This window comes from Nonomuraea roseola, assembly GCF_039535395.1.
Classification (GTDB): domain Bacteria; phylum Actinomycetota; class Actinomycetes; order Streptosporangiales; family Streptosporangiaceae; genus Nonomuraea; species Nonomuraea roseola.
Genome location: NZ_BAAAXC010000015.1, coordinates 3,676,180 through 3,695,019 on the forward strand (window position 1 = coordinate 3,676,180; position 18,840 = coordinate 3,695,019).

The 18,840-nt window shown below is 68.7% G+C and carries 18 protein-coding genes; 10 read left to right on the plus strand and 8 right to left on the minus strand.

From position 1 onward, the window contains the following. Positions 1 to 301 precede the first annotated feature (301 nt). The gene (locus ABFX55_RS40825; protein ID WP_346128736.1) at positions 302 to 1,375 is read right to left on the minus strand and encodes a CAP domain-containing protein; all 1,074 of its coding nucleotides are present in this window, start codon (positions 1,373 to 1,375) and stop codon (positions 302 to 304) included. Positions 1,376 to 1,891: 516 nt separating this feature from the next. Between ABFX55_RS40825 and ABFX55_RS40830 the strand changes: the two genes are divergently transcribed. The 4 genes from ABFX55_RS40830 (at position 1,892) to ABFX55_RS40845 (ending at position 4,417) form a co-directional block, all read left to right on the plus strand. Beyond that, on the plus strand, positions 1,892 to 2,500 hold the full coding sequence (locus ABFX55_RS40830) for a TetR/AcrR family transcriptional regulator (RefSeq protein WP_346128738.1): 609 nt from the start codon (positions 1,892 to 1,894) through the stop codon (positions 2,498 to 2,500). 50 nt (positions 2,501 to 2,550) lie between these two features. Then, positions 2,551 to 3,438 (plus strand): NmrA family NAD(P)-binding protein, encoded by an 888-nt coding sequence (locus tag ABFX55_RS40835; protein ID WP_346128739.1) that lies wholly within the window; start codon positions 2,551 to 2,553, stop codon positions 3,436 to 3,438. A gap of 101 nt (positions 3,439 to 3,539) precedes the next feature. Then, positions 3,540 to 4,034: an SMI1/KNR4 family protein gene (locus tag ABFX55_RS40840; protein WP_346128740.1), complete on the plus strand. Its 495-nt coding sequence runs from the start codon at positions 3,540 to 3,542 to the stop codon at positions 4,032 to 4,034. A gap of 236 nt (positions 4,035 to 4,270) precedes the next feature. Beyond that, positions 4,271 to 4,417 (plus strand): hypothetical protein, encoded by a 147-nt coding sequence (locus tag ABFX55_RS40845; protein WP_183654990.1) that lies wholly within the window; start codon positions 4,271 to 4,273, stop codon positions 4,415 to 4,417. A 336-nt stretch (positions 4,418 to 4,753) separates the two neighbouring features. On the opposite strand, the gene ABFX55_RS40855 is transcribed toward ABFX55_RS40845, so the two are convergent. Continuing rightward, on the minus strand, positions 4,754 to 5,677 hold the full coding sequence (locus ABFX55_RS40855) for a hypothetical protein (protein WP_346128741.1): 924 nt from the start codon (positions 5,675 to 5,677) through the stop codon (positions 4,754 to 4,756). A 26-nt stretch (positions 5,678 to 5,703) separates the two neighbouring features. Further along, complete coding sequence (locus ABFX55_RS40860) at positions 5,704 to 6,585, minus strand: tetratricopeptide repeat protein (RefSeq protein ID WP_346128743.1); 882 nt, start codon at positions 6,583 to 6,585, stop codon at positions 5,704 to 5,706. 257 nt (positions 6,586 to 6,842) lie between these two features. Between ABFX55_RS40860 and ABFX55_RS40865 the strand changes: the two genes are divergently transcribed. From ABFX55_RS40865 to ABFX55_RS40875, 3 genes are all read left to right on the plus strand, one after another. Beyond that, positions 6,843 to 7,235, plus strand: a complete 393-nt coding sequence (locus ABFX55_RS40865) for a hypothetical protein (RefSeq protein WP_346128745.1) — start codon at positions 6,843 to 6,845, stop codon at positions 7,233 to 7,235. A gap of 1 nt (position 7,236) precedes the next feature. Further along, positions 7,237 to 9,672 carry a DUF4132 domain-containing protein gene (locus ABFX55_RS40870; RefSeq protein ID WP_346128747.1) on the plus strand — a complete coding sequence of 812 codons (2,436 nt, stop codon included), beginning with the start codon at positions 7,237 to 7,239 and terminating at the stop codon, positions 9,670 to 9,672. A gap of 80 nt (positions 9,673 to 9,752) precedes the next feature. Continuing rightward, positions 9,753 to 10,733 carry a class I SAM-dependent methyltransferase gene (locus ABFX55_RS40875; RefSeq protein ID WP_346128749.1) on the plus strand — a complete coding sequence of 327 codons (981 nt, stop codon included), beginning with the start codon at positions 9,753 to 9,755 and terminating at the stop codon, positions 10,731 to 10,733. On the opposite strand, the gene ABFX55_RS40880 is transcribed toward ABFX55_RS40875, so the two are convergent. After that, on the minus strand, positions 10,699 to 11,895 hold the full coding sequence (locus ABFX55_RS40880) for an FAD-dependent monooxygenase (protein ID WP_346128750.1): 1,197 nt from the start codon (positions 11,893 to 11,895) through the stop codon (positions 10,699 to 10,701). The genes ABFX55_RS40875 and ABFX55_RS40880 overlap by 35 nt on opposite strands. 113 nt (positions 11,896 to 12,008) lie before the next feature. On the opposite strand from ABFX55_RS40880, the gene ABFX55_RS40885 reads away from it, so the two are divergent. Further along, complete coding sequence (locus ABFX55_RS40885) at positions 12,009 to 12,893, plus strand: DMT family transporter (protein ID WP_346128752.1); 885 nt, start codon at positions 12,009 to 12,011, stop codon at positions 12,891 to 12,893. On the opposite strand, the gene ABFX55_RS40890 is transcribed toward ABFX55_RS40885, so the two are convergent. Further along, positions 12,870 to 13,448 carry a hypothetical protein gene (locus ABFX55_RS40890; RefSeq protein ID WP_346128753.1) on the minus strand — a complete coding sequence of 193 codons (579 nt, stop codon included), beginning with the start codon at positions 13,446 to 13,448 and terminating at the stop codon, positions 12,870 to 12,872. The two genes, ABFX55_RS40885 and ABFX55_RS40890, sit on opposite strands and share 24 nt — an antisense overlap. Positions 13,449 to 13,635: 187 nt before the next feature. Between ABFX55_RS40890 and ABFX55_RS40895 the strand changes: the two genes are divergently transcribed. Further along, positions 13,636 to 14,109 carry a hypothetical protein gene (locus ABFX55_RS40895; RefSeq protein WP_346128754.1) on the plus strand — a complete coding sequence of 158 codons (474 nt, stop codon included), beginning with the start codon at positions 13,636 to 13,638 and terminating at the stop codon, positions 14,107 to 14,109. Then, positions 14,096 to 14,749, plus strand: coding sequence for a class F sortase (locus ABFX55_RS40900; protein ID WP_346128756.1), 654 nt, complete (start codon positions 14,096 to 14,098; stop codon positions 14,747 to 14,749). Before ABFX55_RS40895 ends, ABFX55_RS40900 begins: the two co-directional genes overlap by 14 nt. Here the strand turns inward: ABFX55_RS40900 and ABFX55_RS40905 are convergent. From ABFX55_RS40905 to ABFX55_RS40915, 3 genes are all read right to left on the minus strand, one after another. Beyond that, complete coding sequence (locus ABFX55_RS40905; RefSeq protein ID WP_346128757.1) at positions 14,709 to 15,686, minus strand: AI-2E family transporter; 978 nt, start codon at positions 15,684 to 15,686, stop codon at positions 14,709 to 14,711. The two genes, ABFX55_RS40900 and ABFX55_RS40905, sit on opposite strands and share 41 nt — an antisense overlap. A 208-nt stretch (positions 15,687 to 15,894) precedes the next feature. Then, positions 15,895 to 17,067: a hypothetical protein gene (locus ABFX55_RS40910; protein WP_346128759.1), complete on the minus strand. Its 1,173-nt coding sequence runs from the start codon at positions 17,065 to 17,067 to the stop codon at positions 15,895 to 15,897. Positions 17,068 to 17,181: 114 nt separating this feature from the next. Further along, entirely contained in the window at positions 17,182 to 18,789 is a 1,608-nt protein-coding gene (locus ABFX55_RS40915) for a dolichyl-phosphate-mannose--protein mannosyltransferase (RefSeq protein WP_346128761.1), read from the minus strand. Between the last annotated feature and the right edge of the window lie 51 nt (positions 18,790 to 18,840).

The window sequence follows — 18,840 nt, forward strand, 5'->3', positions numbered from 1 at the left end:
CGGTGATGGAGCTGCCCTCGGACGCGCTGTAGCCGTCGGCCGATCGTCATCTCGGCGTTGTCCAGATCCACGTCCTACCAGCGGAGCCCGAGGACCTCTCCACGGCGCAGGCCGGCTGCCAGGATGAGGACATATGCGGCGAAGAGCGGGTCATGGCGGGTGCGAGCTGACTTCAGGAACTGGCGGGCTTCGTCCACGGACCAGGGCTTGACCCTGCGGCGACGAGGCTTGGCAACGTGCATCAGGGCAGCGACAAGGCACGCTAGAGACGCTTACGCCGTTCTGGCTCGTCGACGAGGAGTCACCTGAGTGCGAAGTTCTGCGTCCAGTAGACGCGGTTATTGTGGCCGGAGGCCGAGCCGACTCCGATCACTCTGTACTCACAGTTGAGGATGGCATCGCGGTGTCCCCAATTAGACGCTTCATCGTGATACAACCAGCTGTCCATCGCCTGAGCGAGGGTCGCGTTGGTGCCGTAGTACCAGTTCTCCGGGCGCTGTGCAGGGGTGAATCCCCCCGAGGTCATCCTGTCTGCGGGCATCGTTCCGTCAGAGCCGATGTGGCCCCGTTTGCCGTCACTGCGCGGGAACGAGTCGATGAGTCGGGCGTAGTTGGTAGCTAGATCTGCGCTATGGGCACGTGCCATATCGCTGAGCGCGCGGTCGAGACGCACGCTCGGATCTGCGCACTTACCCAGGTCCCGCCGTACCTGGATGACCTGGTCGACCATTTGCTGGATCTCCGTAGTGGGAAAGCGTCTCCCTATGCGCTTTCCTATGGTCCAGGTTTGGTTGACGGCCCATCGGTCGGAGCCGGAGCGGATGCATTGCCATTGCTGTATGGGGGCACCTATCCGCGGCGGGTTCGGAAAATGCGGGTTGCCCGAGTCGACGCATTTGCCGCCGTACACGCTGCGGATCGTTACGGGGCCCTGACAGAAGAGGGACGCGGCCGAACAGTGCCCTGCTGTAAGAGGCTCCCGGCGCCAGTATTGCAGGGGGTGCGCGAAACAGTCTCGTTGGATCACCCTGTCGCCGTTGTTGTGGGCGCCATCGAGATGGAGGCATTTTCCTGAGCTTGATACCTTGATTTGGAAGGAGCCGTTCCAGCCTTGCGGATCACCGACAGGTATGAACGTGAAGGAATCTCCTGCGGCGGGGTACCACAGAATAGGTGGGCCGTCGACGGATGCTCGCCCGATTTGCATGGTCAGGTTGCTGGCAACGTTTCTGATGGAGGCGGACACGGGCTGGAGGGCCTGGTGCTTGACAGTGCTGGTGACGTCGGGCACCGAGACGCCCTGCGTGGTGACGAACAGTACCGACACGATCAGGTGCGAGGCGCGCTTCCCTGGGTTGGGCATGCGTTTTGTCATGGCGGTCCCCCTCTTTCGAGTTGGCGATACTCTTCGACTCTGTGGAAGAAGTGCCACGATATTTGTATTCGCGTATCGGGAATCGTCGGCGCATAGGGTTTCCGGCGACGTCCGGGCCTACTTGGAGCGCACAATGAAGTATATCGCTTTTTGCTTCACCTCTTCTGCGCTTCAAGTAATTTACGGTTTACAAAACCTTGAGATTGGAAAGAAATTCGCCAACCCACTGAGTTCTCCGAACGCTGTTACGAATGACGCCACGGCCTCTTGGGGGGGACGCCGCAGATCCACAACGGTGTCGAACCGGTGCGCGATGGACACCCCGGGTGTGAATGCAGCGCCGTCGAGGTCGGCGATGGTGTCGTCCAGCTCGGTGGCGGATCCGGGATCGCTCGGATGCAAGATGATGGACTGCCGGCGGCTTCGCTCGCGGCCTGCACCCTCGGGCCCTAGTGCGAGCTGGAACGGACCTTCATCCCCACTTGTAATCATGTGATTGATTGATAAGATGTGTCCATGCCAGCAGATCAGTCTCAGGCGACGAGCAAAGCGGCACGTACCAGGGAGCGCATCCTTGATGCGGCCCTCGACGAGTTCTCTGCCAAGGGATACAGCGGCGCTCGCACCGCGGCCATCGCCAAGCGTGCCGGCGTCAACGTGCAGCTGATCTCTTACTACTTCGGCGGCAAGGAAGGCCTGCTGGAGGAGCTGTTGTCGAGCTGGCAGGAGCGGCGCTCGAAGTTGGTGCCGGCCAGCAAGGCCGAGCCGTTCCTGGAGAGCTTCCGCATGGTGTTGAACGCCACCTTGCGTGATCCCCGGCGAGCCCGTCTAGTGGTGTGGCAGGCGCTGGGTGACTATCCCGGCGACACTGAAGCGCTGGCGCGAGAGTGGCGCACAGTGGCCGCCGCCGCCGTCGAGCAGACGCGCGCCCGGCAGGCGGCGGGAGAGATCGGCGATGGTCACCCGCCCGAGTTCGTGACGCTGCTTTCGTTCCTGCTCGCCTTCGCCCCGGTTGCGCTTCCGCAGGTGATCGAGGGGATCTACGACGTGGACCCGCTGTCAGATGAGTACCGGCAACGCGTGAGCGAGGCTCTCGCCGCTTTTCTGGATGTACGGCACGCATGAGGCTCGTCCTCATGCGTGAAATCATTCAATCGATTGATTAGGGAGTATCCATGGTCCGCGTTCTCGTCACAGGAGCCACCGGCCGGCAGGGCGGAGCCGTCGTCGCACGCCTGCTCAAGCACGGCCATGAGCCTGTCGCCTACGTCCGCGACCCCGCGACACCGACGGCGGACGCGCTCGCCGCACAGGGCGTCCGTCTCGTGACCGGCGATCTCGCCGACCGCGAGGCTCTCACCAAGGCGGCGAAGGGCCTGGATGCGATCTTCGGGCTGACCGTCCCCTTCGGCGAGAACGGCGCCGCCGAGGAGATCGCCCAGGGCCGCGCCCTCGCCGACGCGGCGAGCGCGGTGGACGCCCACCTGGTGTACTCCTCGGTCAAGGGGGCGGCGAGCGAGGCCGACTTCACGGTCGAGCACGCCTCCGCCAAGCAGGTCGTGCACCGCCACCTCGTCGAGCAGGGCACCACTTTCACCGGCGTTCAGCCGGCCTACTTCATGGAGAACGCCCTCAACGTGGGCCTGACCCGGCTGAACCAGGGCGTCTATGCCTTCCCTCTCTCTCCGGAGCGCAAGCTCGACCAGGTCACTGTGCTGGACATCGCAGGCATGGCCGTCCACGCGATCGAGAACCCCGCCAAGCTGTCCGGTCGAGCGATCGACGTCGTCTCCGACAGCGTGACCACCCTGGAGGCGGCGCGGTTCCTGTCCGAAGCCATCGGCTCGGACCTGCCGTACGAGAACATTCCCATCCCGATGATTGGCCATTGGGCTGGGGACGAGATCGCCGACATGTTCCAGAGTTTCGAGGACAACCGGGTGCACGCCGACACCGCCGCGCTGCACGCGGAGTTCCCGGAGGTGGGTTGGCACTCCTACCTGGGCTGGGCGCGGACGGTCGACTGGGACCAGGTGCTCGCTCAGCAGCCTGGCCGGGGCTGAACCCTTCTCGATGTGCTGGTCGCGCACGGCATCGTCGTCGGCGAGCTCGACTCGGTCAGGGTGACACAACGACGCCTTGGCCGTGCCGACTGAGGACGCTGGTGAGGCGCCCACGGGGCTACGGCAGCCTTGCCCCGAGCACCTTCGCCCGGGAAAACACGTCGGAAGGCCTGGCTCCGGACATGGAGCCGGGCCTTCTCGTTGGTTCAGGACCCATGCGACCGGCTCGTCCGGCGGAGATGGGCTCACTGTTCCCCGATGACCTGCGGGCCTCGCTGCTGCGGCACGATGAGGTCGTCCACCTGAACGACATCGGGGCTTTCGGCTTCCTGGGCAACTCGAACGCGAGCGTCCGGGAGATCCAGGACACGTGGCGACAGCTGTGCCTGATCGACGGTCAGGACGACGGCACCCAGGGATTCACCGATCCGCGAACGGAATGGTGGGACGGGCGCATGCTGCCCTTCGGCTCCGACGGGGTGGGCAACCACCTCGTGGTCGACTCGGTGAAGCGCGATGTCGGCGGCACCGATCACGAGGGCATCATGAGTTCACGCCCGGAGGGGCACGGATCCGCTCGTACTACGCCCTGTTGAAGGCCACCGCCGACGCCATCGAGGACGGCGGCACCATCGGCTACCGGAAGCCCGAGGCAGTCGCCGGCGAGCTCCGATGGAAGGCCATCTGAGCTCCTGGACGTCAGGAGCGCACCGAGACCGGTGCGACACGGCAGATCACAATCAGGGACGCATGATCCCTGCCTACGCCTAGACCCCGTGATCACGGGTAGCGCTGAGCAACCATCCCACACCCCCGATGGAAGGGAAGCTCAGTGATCACCCTCATTCTGCTCATCTTCGCGCTGGTCTGCTTCGTCCTCGCCGCCCTCAACGTCGGCGGAGGCCGCGTCAACCTGATCGCACTGGGCCTGGCCCTATGGGTCCTCACCGAGATCATCCCGAAGATCGGGGAGCTGTAACCGGTAGGAGCACGCGGAAGGTGGCGCCCGCGTTGGGTGCGGTGTCGAGCTCGACGCGGCCGTTGTGCGAGCGCGCGCAGCAGTTCCATCACGCCCGCTCCGGCGCCGGAGTCGACCGGCAGGAGCCGCGGGTCGCCGACGACGGGGCGGGCGGTGGCGACGCGCTGCCGCTCGCCGCCCGACATCTCGTGCGGACGGTGGCCGAGCCGATGCCCGAGCCCCACCCGCTCCAGCGTCCCGGCGGCCCGCAGCGGCGCCCGCACAGCGAGGGCCCGAGCGGAGCAGCCATCCGCCACGTTGTCCGACGCCGGTACCCCGGGTGGTCACTCGCTGGAATCACTGTGCGGGAGGGCAGGCCGGGTGTGTGGTGACCCGGAAGAATTCCAGACGGATCGAGGGGTCGTCCGGAAGGGCTATCGCCCTGGCCTGCGGGGTCGTTGCCCAGCAGGCGGGCAGGAGGAAGTAGCGCTGGTTGGAACGGATCAGCAAGCGCAGCCCTGCGTAGCGATAGTGGAACTTCGCGTCCGCGTCGGGGAGTGGGCTCTCCGTGATGCCGAGCCCCTCCAGGTACAGGCGTTGTGGCGCGTAGATGACCACGCCGGGTAGACGTGTCGGATCGCTTCGAAGCTGCTCGACCGCTGCCGCTCCGCGAAGCTGGGCGTATCCGGCGACCGACCACAGCAGCAGGAGGGCGAGAAGAGCCACGAAGACGGCCCGCCGGACGGCTCGGACGGTGGCGGGCTCAGCGGTGTGTCCCGCAGGCCTGGCGTTGATCATCATGTGGAGGGAGGCGCTGTAGCCGAGCGCCAGCACACCAAGCGCCACGCAGATCGGAGCGACGGGGGCTCGCACCTTCAGCTCCACCCAGCCCATCATTCCGAGGACACCGACCAGAACGGCGGCGAACCCGAACAGACCCAGCTCGATCACGAGCCACCGAATGACGGCCTGATGACCGGCCATATGGCGAACCAGCAACGCGTGCGCCGGGAGCGCGATCAAAAGTGCCAGGAGGACCATGGCCAGCGGCTCGATGGTCGATCCCACGCTGCGCAGCGCGTAGTCCTGGATGGACAGCCCGAGCACGCTCTGATCCACGCCGAGGCTGCTGTAGGTGATGTTGGTGCGCACCGATCCGAAATAGACCAGGAGCGCCGCGATGATCGTGGTCGGTGTGACGACATGGGCGAGGAGGCCCCACAGGCCGGACACGTCCTGGCCGACGTCGGCGCTGTTGTCGCGAGAGTCGAACTTCTTCATGATCGGCGGCTCCGGGCGAGCGACGTCTACGATTCGTCCGGCGCGGGCTGGTCAGTATCGTTCTCCTCGGGCTCCGGCTCGGGCTCGGGGTCGTCCGTATCGTTGGGATCCGGCCCCGTCTCGTCGTCAGTGGGTGGGGTGTCGGTCGGGGCGGGTTCGAGGCTGGTGCTCGGAGGAGTCGTCGGCGTTTCTCTCTCGTCGGACGGGGACACGGTCGAGCCGGTCGAGGAGCCGGGCGTCGCACCCACGCACTCCGGGATGGATTCGGGCGCTGGTGCCGTCGCGCATGCCTCCTTGAGGTAGCGATCCGGGTTCTTCCCGAGCTTCGAGAGCAGGGCGAGGGTCTCTCGAGCCTTGTCGTGCTCCCCGGTCGCCGTATAGCTGATCAACTTGGCGTGGTACATGAGCTCGAGCAGCTGGGGGCGCGTCTCCGCGGGAAGGTCTTCGCTCTTCCGGTCGGCTGCGGCGAGGCTTTTGAGCGCTTGTTTGTACTGTCCGAGGCTGGCTTTGGCCGCTCCTGCGCACACCAGTGCGACGGCCGTCGCGCTGGAGTCGCCTTCACCGTCTCCATGGGTCGGTTGCCGGTGTGCGAGCTGATCCATCCTTTCCGCCGCCACCTGGTACTGACCGCTAGCGAGCAGCTTCTGGCATTCCCTGCACACTGCGAGGGTCGCCTCGGGAACGTCTCCACCTCCCGTCGGCGGCACGATCTCACCCTCCGGCTTGATGGCCGGCTTGGCCGACGGTCGCGATGACGGCGACTGGTCCGGACGGCCCGCGCACCCACTCACCAGCGCCATGCCGGCTGTGAGCATCACGACGGCCGCTGACAAGGCCCTCCCCATGGACTCCCCCTGATACCTGTCCGCATCGCACGTGCTCGTGGCCGCAGACGGGCCGGTGGTCATCGCCCGCCGACCTTCGTCGTCGCGCCCACCACGCGCCCACCACGCGTCCGGCACGACCCGCGTGGCCGAGGCGGTGTCGTGCTGCCGCCTCGCGGACACATGCCCAGGTCATACCGCGTTGGGACCTGAGCCACTCTCGTGAGGGCTCAAAATCCTCTTGTCCGTACATCTGGCCCTGAGACCGGGAGCCTGAGGTTCTGTCGGTTCGGGTTGCTATAGATGGCGCGGTCACCCCCCGACGATCAAGGGACGTACCGATGGCGTTGGTCACCTTTCGCGACGAGACCGCGACAGGCAGGGCATTGGAGGAATTCGCCCTGCCCGTGCTGCCCGAGCGGATCTCCGCAAGGGAGCTCGTACGGCTGCGCGTGCGTGAGGAGGTCGCTCGCCACAACGCCGCCCCCTCCCACCACTTCCGCGGCCTGGTTCGCCCCAACGAAGCCGAGGTCGAGCTGAACGGCTACCGCATGCGTACGGCGCGCAAGCTCGACTGGGAGAGGCAGGCCGACGCCGCGGAGGCCGCGTTCGCCCGCAACGGGTTCATCCTGCTGGTCGCCGATCGCCAGGTGGACGATCTCGACGAGGAGATCGAGCTGACGGGCGATCCCGTGGTCTCCTTCGTCAAGCTCGTGGCGCTGGTGGGAGGCTGACGTGGCGATTCTCGACGAGCTGCCTCCCGCACAGCGAGCCTGGCTCGACTGCCTCGACGAGGCGGCGTTCGACGTGTTCGAGCGGCTCGACGCGGTCTTCGACCCTGACGCCCACGTGCCGTGGGAGGTGAAGCTGGCCGACACGCCGATGGGGCGGCTGGCGAAGGGGTTCACCGGTGCCGAGTGGCGCGCCCTCGGCTTGTGGGGCCAGCTCCGCCTGCACCTCGGCCTGGCAAAGGGCCAGTATCACCGGGCGCTGACCAGCGTCTTCACCCCGGTGCTCAGGCGCGATCCCCGCTGGAGCGCCGCGGAGCTGGAGCTGCTGTGGCGCGTTGCCGTCACCCCGACGGGCGTCCACGGCCCGCCCTCGGACCTCTACCGGCTGCCCCTCGCCGCGACCAGACAGCTGACGGTCGCCGAGCGCGAGCCTTACGTCGCTCCGTTACGACAGGCCAAGGCCGATCTGACCAAGGAGCCGTGGCGGGTGACCGAGTCGGTCAAACGCCTCATCGACCACCTGCTGGCCGACCACGCGGACACCCCGGAGGCCGCCGCTCTCAGCCTCATCGAGGACTTCGACGCGTTCGCCGCGCTCCTGCGCCAGGAGTACGCGGCCAGGCTCGGCGCTCCCGAAGCGCTGCCCCTGCTGAGGCACTGGACCACGGCCACGAAGCCCAGGCCCGACGCGGCCTGGCTCGAGCAGGCCGCGGCGCTCGTCACGCCCGACGCCGTCACCCTCCTCAGAGACGTGCTGGGTCGTGTCCCCGGCTACCGCGAGCAGGTCGCGGGGCATCACCACGGGTACTCGGCGCTCACCTACTTCCACGAGTGCACCGCCGTCCTGGTGCGCGGCATGGTGTGGACCTGCGAGCTGGTCGACGAGCCGTGGGTGACGGCGCTGCTCGGCGACGTGGCCGTCGCCACCGGCATCGGCATGGGCGGCTCGGGCCCCAACTCGCGCAACGAGCGGACGGCCAACGCCGCCATCGGCGTGCTGGCCAGGCGCGGCGGCCTGGAGGTGGTCGCCCAGCTCGCCAAGGTGCAGGCGAAGGTCAGAAGGAAGAGCATCCTCGCGCTCGTGGCCAGGACCCTGGACACGGTGGCCGAGCAGGCCGGCCTGTCGCCCGAGCAGCTCCTGGACAGGACAGTCCCGTCCTTCGGCCTCGGCCCCGACGGCACCCGCACCGAGCACGGCCTGCGCCTGACCGCCGACGGCGTCATCGCCTTCGTCGACGAGGGCGGCAGGGTCCGCAAGACGATACCCAAGGCCGTGAGCTCCGCCCATGGCGAGCTGCTGGCCGAGCTCAAGGCCACCGCCAAGGAGTTGAAGAAGGCGCTGCCCGCCGAGCGCTTCAGGGTCGAGCGCGCCCTGGCCGCCGAGCGGATCTGGCGCTGGCGCGACATCTGCGCCTACTACCTCGACCACCCGGTGACCGGCACGTACGGTAGGGCGCTGATCTGGGAGATCCTGGACGGCCCCGCCGGACTCCCCGCCCAGGCCGCCGACGGCTGGGAGCTCACGGACCCGACGGGACGGCGCGTCCAGCCCCTCCCCGACACCCGGGTGAAGCTGTGGCATCCCCTCTTCGCCGCCGTGGACGACGTGCGGGCCTGGCGCGACCACGTCCTCGCGATCGGCCTGCGGCAGCCGTTCAAGCAGGCCTTCCGCGAGGTCTACCTGCTCACGCCCGCGGAGGAGCGCACCGGCGACCATTCGCTGCGCTTCGCCGCCCACATGCTCAAGTACGGCCAGGCCAAGGCGCTGCTCACCGAACGCGGCTGGACCGGACCGTCCCTGGGCCACTGGTCCGGCGAGGGCGGCCACCACTACGGCGAGGCCGTCAAGGAGCTCCCGGGTCTGAGCGCTCGCTGGCAGTTCCACCTCGACCCGGATGCCGCCGAGCGCGACGGCTACGGCACCGCCTCGCTCTGCGTCAGCGGAGACATCCGCTTCGCCGACGAGCGGGGGCGCGCCATTCCGCTGACGGAGGTGCCGCCGCTGGTGCTGTCGGAGGCGATGCGCGACGCCGACCTGGCCGTCGGCGTGACCTCCACCGGCCTTGATCCCGAAGGCCGGGGCGACTACTGGCTGTCCTACGGCTTCGGCGACCTCACCGAGACCGCTCAGGTCCGCCGTGACGCCCTGGCCAGGCTGGCACCCCGCCTGGCCATCGCCGACCGGCTCGAACTGACCGACCGCTTCCTCCGAGTGAGAGGCGACCTTCGCACGTACAGGATCCACCTCGGCTCGGGCAACATCCTGATGGAGCCGAACGACGCCTACCTGTGCATCGTCCCGCGCAGAGGCGCGGACCACGTCCTGCTGCCGTTCGAGGAGGGTGGCGGCATGCTCTCGGTCATCCTGTCCAAGGCGTTCCTGCTGGCCGCGGACGCCGCCATCAGCGACCCCTCCATCACCCGCCAGCTCCACCACTAGCCGGTGACGGCGATGGCCGGTACACCCGCAGGGGCGGGGGTTAGCCTGGCAGGAGCGCGGTCTCTGGAGGTGTCATGCACATGGGCGAGTTCGCGCGTGGCGCGCTCGCACCCGTCGTCTTCCGCCTGGTGCAGGTGGTCCTGCTGCCGCCCGCGGTCCTCGGCTACCTGCTCTGGGTGGTCAGGCTGCTGCTCCACACCCGCAGGACCGGCGTGTCGGCCACGGTGCTCGCCTCCTTCTACACCCGGTGGATGCAGCACAGGCTGGGCACCAGGCGCGACGAGCCGTGCGACAGGTTGATGGCCGTGCTGCCCAACGTCTCTCCGTGGGGGCTCAGGCTGGCGACCAACCCCACGCTGGTCGGGCACCGGCTGACGGGGTACGTCCCGAGGATCTATCGCTATCCCTACCCCGGCGTGCCGCCGATCCATCACCAGCCCGCCGCCAGGACGACCTTCTTCGACCAGGCGCTCGCACCGCGTCTCGGCGATCAGGTGGTCGTTCTCGGCGCGGGGCTCGACACCCGCGGGTACCTGCGGCCGATGCGGTGCTTCGAGATCGACACGCCGAGGTCCCAGGCGTTCAAGCGGGAGGCGCTGAGGAGGGCGGGGGTCGACACGGCGGGCGTCGTGTTCGTGCCCGCGGACTTCGAGAAGGACGACTGGCTCGAGCAGTTGGTCGAGGCGGGCTTCGACCCGGGCAGGCCGAGCTTCTTCCTGTGGGAGTCGGTGACGATGTACCTGGACAGGCAGGCGGTCGAGAGCACGTTGCGGGGGATCGCGGGGGTCGGCGGCACCGTCGCCCTCGACTACTTCTCCTCGGCGGTGCTCGGGGACGGCGCGCTGATCATGCGCTACGCCAGGACCGCGGTCAAGATCGTCGGCGAGCCGTTCACGTTCGGGATCGACACCACCCCGCCGGCGCGGACCAGGGCCGCGGCCTTCCTCGAGTCGTGCGGCCTGACGCTGGTGGAGCACCGCACCTTCGGGCGCGAGTCGGCCCGCAGGGCTGTGCCGGCCGCCTTCGTCATCGCTCGTAGCTCTTCAGGGAGATCGCGGTAGCGGCTCGGTGGATCGGCTCGACGACCTTGGCGGCCAAGCGGTCCTTGCCGGGCAGGCGCGCCATGAGCGACAGCATCGTCATCGCGAACCAGACCTGCGCCCTGCTTCCCATCACCATCTGCCTGATGTTCTTGGGGCCGAGCTTCTGGTTCTCCTCGGCGAAGTGCCGCAGCTCGCTCTCGTATCGGTCGAAGCCCTTCGCGTGGTCGCCGTCCGCCGAGGCGAGCTCGCCCGCCAGGACGTACGCGCCGACCAGCGCCAGGCTGGTGCCCTGCCCCGATGCCGGTGAGGCGCAGTAGGCGGCGTCGCCGACCAGGGTGACCCTGCCGGTGGACCAGCGGTCCATGCGCACCTGGCTGAGCGTGTCGAAGTAGAAGTCCTCGGCGTCGGCCATGCCGCGCAGCAGCTCGGGGACCTCCCACCCTTCGTCCTTGTAGGCGTCGGCCAGCCGCCGCTGCTGCTGGGCGCGGTCACGGCGGTCGAAGGCGTCGCCGTCCGCGGCGAACAGGAACATCGCCTTCGCCCCCGTGTCCTTGGCGGTGCTGTAGGTCAGGGCCGTACGGCCGGCGCCCACGTAGGTGAGCTCCCACCGGTCGAGGCCGAGGTGGTTCGGGACGCTGAAGATCGAGACGTGGTACCCCATGTCGTGGACGAACCGCTCCTCGGGCCCGAAGGCCAGCGCGCGGGTGTGGGAGTGCAGCCCGTCCGCGCCGACCACCACGTCGTAGCGGGCCTTCCTGCCGCTGTCGAAGACGACGTCGACCCCGTCGGGGCCGTCGGCGAGCGAGGCGATGGCGTCGTCGAAGAGGTAGTCGACCTCGTCCCTGGTGAGGTCGTAGATGAGGCGGTTGAGGTCGCCCCGCAGGATCTCCGCGTCCTCGCCCGTCCTGCCGCCGAAGGTGTCGCCGTCCATGCTGGCCACCCGCCTGCCCGCCGCGTTGACGATCGAGCCGCCCCGCACGTCGGTGCGCTCGCGGCGGACCGCCTCGAGGAGGCCCATGCGCGTGATGACCTCCAGCGCCGCTCCTCGAATGTCGATCTTGTAGCCGCCTTCGCGGATCGCGGGCGCCCGCTCGACGACGGTCGGGGTGCAGCCGTGACGGCGCAGCCAGTAGGCCAGGGCGGTGCCTGCGATGCCGGCGCCGGAGATCAGGACGTTCATGCGGACTCCTTGGTGAGGTTTCCTCGACCATACACGCGTCTCACACACATGTGCAATACATCTGTCTGAGACGGTGGTGTGGAGTGTCGGTGCTGGACACTAAGGTGGGCGGCATGGAAACGAAGGCTCTGGCGGCAGCCGGAATCACGGTGGTGCTCTGGGCTTCGGCCTTCGTGGCGATCCGCAGCGCGGGGGCGGAATACAGTCCTGGCGCGCTCGCGCTCGGGCGGCTCCTGGCCGGGTCGGCCGTCCTCGTGGTCATCTGGCTGGCGCGAGGCGGAGGGTTCCCGCCGAGAGCGGCCTGGCCGGGCATCCTCGGCTCAGGCGTGCTGTGGTTCGGGCTCTACATGGTGGCCCTCAACTGGGGTGAGCAGCTCGTCGACGCGGGCACCGCGGCCATGGTGGTCAACATCGGCCCCGTCGTCATCGCCCTCCTCGGCGGCTGGCTGCTCAAGGAGGGTTTCCCTCGTGCGCTCTTCGCCGGCCTCGCGGTGTCGTTCGCGGGCGCGGCGGTCGTCGGGCTGTCGATGTCCGAGGGAGGGAGCTCGTCGGTGGCGGGGGTGCTGCTGTGCCTGCTGGCGGCCGTCTCGTACGGCGTCGGCGTCGTCTTCCAGAAGCCCGCTCTGCGTCACGCCAGCGCCCTGCAGGTGACGACGTTCGGCTGCGTGGTCGGCACGGTGGCGTGCCTGCCGTTCGCCGGCCAGCTGGTCGCGGAGGCCTCCACGGCCTCGCTGGGAGCCACGCTGAACGTGGTCTACCTGGGTGTCTTCCCGACCGCCCTGGCCTTCACCACCTGGGCCTATGCCCTGGCCAGGACGACGTCGGGGAAGATGGGCGCCACCACGTACGTGACTCCCGCACTCGTGGTGCTGATGTCATGGGTGGCGCTGGGGGAGGTGCCTGGGTGGCTGACCCTGCTGGGCGGCCTGCTCTGCCTGGTCGGGGTGGGCGTCTCACGGATGAGGCCCAGGCGGCTAAGCGGCCAGAGCGTGGGCTGACCTGCGGCCGGCCTGGCGGGCCAGCGGGTAGAAGGAGATCAGCAGGCAGATGGCGCCGAGCGGGATGAAGTCACGCTCGATGGTCGGCAGGGCGAAGTCGAGCACGACGAGCACGGGGGTCCAGGCCCTGACCTTGCGCTGCGCGGCCAGCTGAACGATCAGGGAGATCTGGGCGAGGTAGAACAGGAACGGCAGGCCGGTGTAGATCGCGATCTCGATGCCAGGGATCGACTGGATCCTGTCGAAGTGCTCGCCCATCGCCGCGTGGTCGGCGGAGACGAAGCCGACGACGATGTCGATGACGAACTGGGTGGCCACGGCGGTGATTCCGACGAAGCCGAACACGACGCCGGTCGTGGCGAGCGCTCCCTTGCCCGCCATGCGGCGCAGCTCCAGAAAGATCGGGACGAACAGCGCAAGGGCGGCGAGGAAGGCCAGGTGGCCGGCGGTCCAGGCGAATCCTGGGCCGCGCTCGCCGTCCAGGCCGTCGAGGAAGCGGAAGATGCCGTAGGCGAGAACGAACAGGGGGGCGGCGATGAACGCGAACTTCTTCATGCCGAGAATCCTCGCGAAACGGCGCCTCTGTGTGATCGCCGGAGCGGGCGATCCTCCGACTCACTCTTGAGAGGGATCCGCCTCCCTCGCGCGGCCCTGGGGCAAGCAAGCATGGGCGAACGTTGGCGCTGGGCTGAAAGATCACGGGGAACGTACCGGGCGTATTTGATCAAGGAGGCGGAAAGACGTGCGTTCGGTACTCGCGACGGCCGTGTGCGCCGGTGCCCTTCTCCTGGCCGCGCCCGCGACGGCCACACCCATCCTGCCCTTCGGCGGCGACATCACCGTCACGCCGCAGTGGGTGGAGCCGGGCGGCGAGGTCAGCATCACCCTCGACTGCGACGACCACGATCACGCCTTCGTCGAGTCGGAGGCGTTCGGCGAGGTGGAGCTGGACGGGGAGGAGGACGTCGACCTGCTGGTCGACGAGGAGCCTGGCAGGTACGCCGTCCACGGGCAGTGCGGCCCCGACGGGCCCCCGCTCAACGACACCTGGCTGGTCGTCGAGGACGACTACCCCTACGGCGGGGTGGAGACGGGAGCGGGAGGCACCGCGATGCGCGCGGTGAGCCCCGCGGTGAGCGCGGGCGTGGGCGTGCTGGCCGCCGCCGCCATCGGCGGGGGCGCGCTGTTCCTTCGTCGCCGCCGTGCGGGCCTCTAGCCCGGCGAGGACGATCGCCTACGTGTTCCTGGCGGTCGCCGTGGCGCTGGCCTTCGACTCCTGCGCCAACAGGCGCTACGCGCCTCCGCCCGCGCCCGACGAGAGCGCGGCCGAAGGCGTGGGGTCGCGGTCGAGGCAGTCGAACGTCATCATGCGGCGCAGCGTCCCCGAGCGCATCCAGATTCCGGCCATCGGCGTCGACGCCCAACTCACCAGGCTCGACCTGCAGAGCGACGGCAAGGTCGAGGTCCCGCCACTCGACCGCCCCGAGCTGGCCGGTTGGTACGCCGACGGCGTCAGCCCCGGCGAGCGCGGCCCTGCGACGATCTACGGCCACGTCGACACGAAGGAGGGCACCGCCGTCTTCTACCGTCTCGGTGAGCTGAAGCCCGGCGACGAGATCCGGTTGCACCGCAGCGACGGCTCGGCCGCCGTCTTCGCCGTCGACAGCGTCGAGGTCTTCGCCAAGCGCTCCTTCCCCACCAGAAGGGTGTACGGCCCGACGGACGCGCCCGAGCTCCGCCTGATCACCTGCGGAGGGGAGTTCGACCCCGACGCGGACGGCTACCTCGCCAACGTGGTGGCCTTCGCCGGCTTCGTCAGGCCCGTTCCTGCCGGGGATGCACCACCTCGCGGATGATGATCAGCAGCGCCGCGGCGAGCGGGATGGCGAGCAGCGCCCCGATCACACCCAGCAGGGCGCCGCCGATGAGCGCGCCGACGATGGTGACGACAGGCGGCACGTCCACCGACGACAGCATGATGCGCGGCGCGATCACGTAGTTCTCGATCTGCTGGTAGACGATGAAGAAGATCACACACCCGATGCCCACGGGGACGGAGACGAAGAAGCCGACCGCCGAGGCGACCACCGCGCCGATGAACGCGCCGACCAGGGGGATCAGGTCCGTCACCGCCACGATCATGGCCAGCGCGAGCGCGTAGGGAACGCGCAGCATCATCAGGAAGAAGAACGTGGTGAGTCCCGCGATCAGCGAGATGATCAGGTTGCCCGCGACGTACCCGCCGATCTTCTCGATGATCGCGTCGCCAAGCAGCCTGGTGCGCTCCCTGCGTGACCTGGGGACCAGCCGGTAGCCCGCCTCCTTCATCGTCGCCATCGACCCGAGGAAGTACAGGGCCAGGACCAGCACGGTCAGCGCGTTGAAGATCGCCCCGATGACGACCTGACCGAAGCCGAGCAGCCCGCCGAACAGCTGGGAGCCGAACGCGCCGCTGCTGACGTACTCCACCACCCGCTGGAGGAGCTGGAAGCGTTCGTCCAGGTCGCGAATGGTCGGGTTGGACTGTAACTGGCGGACGTAGCCGGGGATGCGCTGCGCGAACTCGCCGCTCTGCTCGGTCAGCGGAGGCACCAGCGCGACCCCCGAGCCGATGAAGACCAGGATCACGCCCAGGAACACGACGGTGATCGCCAGAGGCTTGGAGAAGCTGTGCGCCATCAGGAACTCCACCGCAGGGTTGAGCCCGATCGCCAGGAACAGCGACACGACGATCAGCAGCAGCATGGAGCCGGCCGTGGCGATCGCCTGGACCAGCAGCCACGCGGTGAGCACGCCGAGGGCTCCGACGAACCCGAAGACGAACGGGTTAGGCCATGGAGTTCGGGGATCCCGTCGCGGGGCACCCGCCGAAGCGGGGAGACGGGGCGCGCCGTCCGTCGGGCGGGGGGCGGCGGCGGTGGGCGGGTCCGGCAGGGACGCGGCGCCAGCGCCTGGGGGAGTGGGATCCGACACGGGACCCCACTGCCCGCAGAAAGGACATTTAGACGCTGACGTACTTGCGTGGGCGCAGCGCGTGCGCCCTCAGGGCGGCCAGCGCCGCTGACTGCCCGACCGGCGTCAACCGGATGGTTCCTTCGAGGTTGACGCCCAGCCCCAACGCGGTGATCTGGCGCAGGAGCGTCGCCAGGGTGCCCGCGACGTCGTCGGGCCGCCATCCTTCGCCGCCGATCACCTCGGAGACCCGCGCGCAGAGCGTGGGCCACGGCATCGGGTCGCCGGAGGCCAGCAGCAGCAGCGCCGCCTCGCCCGCCGACACCGACAGCTCGTGATCTCCTGGTGCCAGGAGCAACCCTGTCGCCGTCTCCCACAGCAGATCGGGCGAGCCGAGCAGTTTCCTGCCCTCGGCGGTGATCACCAGGCGGGTGCCGAACCCGCGGATCGCCCCCAGTGAGTGCTCGGCCAGCTCGCGCAGCGCGACCGCCTCGGGTGAAGGGGGCAGGCGCAGCGGCACGCCCTCCTCGGAGGCCGCCAGCGCGAGCAGGCCCTGCAACGCGGGCAGCGGCTCGGCGGGCACGGGGGCGTGCAGCCGTACCTCGAAGGGCTGGGCCAGCTCGCGCCTGGCCGGCCCCCTGCCCAGCACCCAGCGGTTGAGCCGCTCGCCCTGCACCCTGTGCAGCCAGCTGTCGCCGCCCAGCTCCGGCCTGGCCTCGGTCAGCCAGCGCCTGGTGAGGCCGACCTGGCCGTCGAACTCGGCGCCCGTCAGCATGGCCAGCTCCAGCGCCGCGGAGCAGGCCACGTGCGCGCCCAGCTCCTCCGGGCCCATGATCGTGCTCCACTGCAGCTCGGGCACGTCAGGAGGGAGTACGCCCGTGGCCTCGAGCGCCCGCTGGTAGGCGGCGGTGCCCGCCTCCTCGCCCTCGCGCTCGTAGGTGCGCAGGATCTCGTGCGTCGTCGAGGAGACGCACAAAGCGGCATATCGGTCGAGGCCGCCGAGGCGAAGCAGCCGCCCGAGCGCGTCGGCGATCCGTTCCCACGAACCGTCGACCTTGATCGGCAGGGTGTACCAGAGGAATTCGCACACGTCGAGTTGAGTGACCGTCTCCAGCGGCTCGCCGCCGGTCAGCCACTCCACCGCGGTTCTGGCCTCGTCGGCCACCTCGGGCTCGGAGCGCTCCAATTCCAGGAGGAGTGCGGCCACGTCCGGTGCAGGCATGCCTCGAAGTTTGCCGTATGGACCCCAGCCCTGACGATGACCGAAACCGGTGCGTATTGGGTCTTGCACAGCGCCTACCCTACGAAACCGTGGCTAAGCGGCCGGTAACCCGGCTCATATCCACCGTGACTTGAACAGCATGCGGGCGTTCCAATCGACATAGGGGATCACCTCGCCCGCCAGGACGGGGTACAGCCAGCCGAAGTTGATCAGTGCGAGCAGTGCGAAGGCGCCGGTGATGGCCGCCCCGACCATCCGCCGGGACGGCGAGGCGGTCGAGGGGCCGATGATCAGCCCCGCCGCCAGCGTAAGGGCGAGCACCATGAACGGCACCATCGGGGCGGCATAGAACAGGAACATCGTCCTGTTGTCGGCGATCGCCCAGTAGAACCAGGGGAGCCAGCCCATCAGGTAGGCCAGCAGGACGGCGCCCGCCCGCCAGTCGCGGGTCGAGACGTACCAGGCCACCATCGCGATCAGGGCGGCCAGCGCGCCGTACCAGATGACGGGGGTGCCGACCCCGAGCACCGCCTCCGAGCAGTCCTTCACGCCGCAGACGTTCTGCCTGCCCTCGTAGAAGAAGGCGACGGGCCGCAGCAGCAGCGGCCACGACCACGGCTCGGACAGGTAGGGGTGGGTGGAGTCGAGCTGGTTGTGGAAGCCCAGCACCTGGAGGTGGTAGTCGATCCACGAGCCGATCGAGTTGACCACGAAGTAGGCGGGCCCCTGCGAGGTCGCCTCGGTCCAGTTGCGGCCGTAGCCGGTGGCGGTGGCGAACCAGCCCGTCCACGAGGCGACGTAAGTGATCGCGGGCACCAGCGCCATCGCCAGCAGCCCGGTGGGCACGTCCTTCTCGAAGGCCCCCGCGTACGGCTTGCGCAGCCCGACCGCCTTGCGCGCGCCCATGTCCCAGACCAGCGACATGATCGCGAAGGCGACGAGGAAGAAGATGCCCGACCACTTGACCGCGCAGGCCGCGCCCAGGCACAGGCCCGCCGCCAGCCGCCACGGCCTGGCGCCGAGATAGGGCCCCCTGGCGGACAGCGTCGAGGTCTCGTACCAGTCGACCAGTCGCGACCTGGCTCTGTCCCTGTCGACGATCAGGCAGGCGAACCCGGCCAGCACCCAGAACATCAGGAAGATGTCGAGCAGCGCTGTACGGGAGAGCACGAACGCCAGCCCGTCGAGCGCGAGCATCAGCCCGGCGAAGCAGCCCAGGAGCGTGGAGCGGGTCATCCTGCGCGCGACCCTGGCGATGATCAGGATGGACAGCGCGCCGACGAGGGCGGCGGCCGCCCGCCAGCCGAACGGGTTGAGCCCGAACATCCACTCGCCCGCCGCGATCATCCACTTGCCCAGCGGCGGGTGGACGACGTAGGAGGCGCACTCGCCGATCTTGTCGGCCGCGCACTGCTTCCAGATGCCGCCGCTGTCGCCGGCGAGGATGAGCTTGTCGGCGTCCTTGACCGTGACGCGCTCGACCCCCCAGGTGAGCAGGGAGTAGGCGTCCTTCATGTAATAGGTCTCGTCGAAGACCACGGCCTTGGGCCTGCCGAGGTCGACGAAGCGCAGCACCGCCCCGAACAGGGCCACGAGCAGCGGTCCGACCCATCCCCACAGGGCGCTGCCGGGCATGGCGGGGATCAGCCTGTCGCGTAGGGAACGCTCGGGCTCGCCCTCCGGCTCGGAGAAGGCCTTGTGCGAGAAGTCGGTCACGGCCATTCGGACATCGTAGGGGCCCCAACGCGGTAGTTACGTAAGAAACACCGCCCA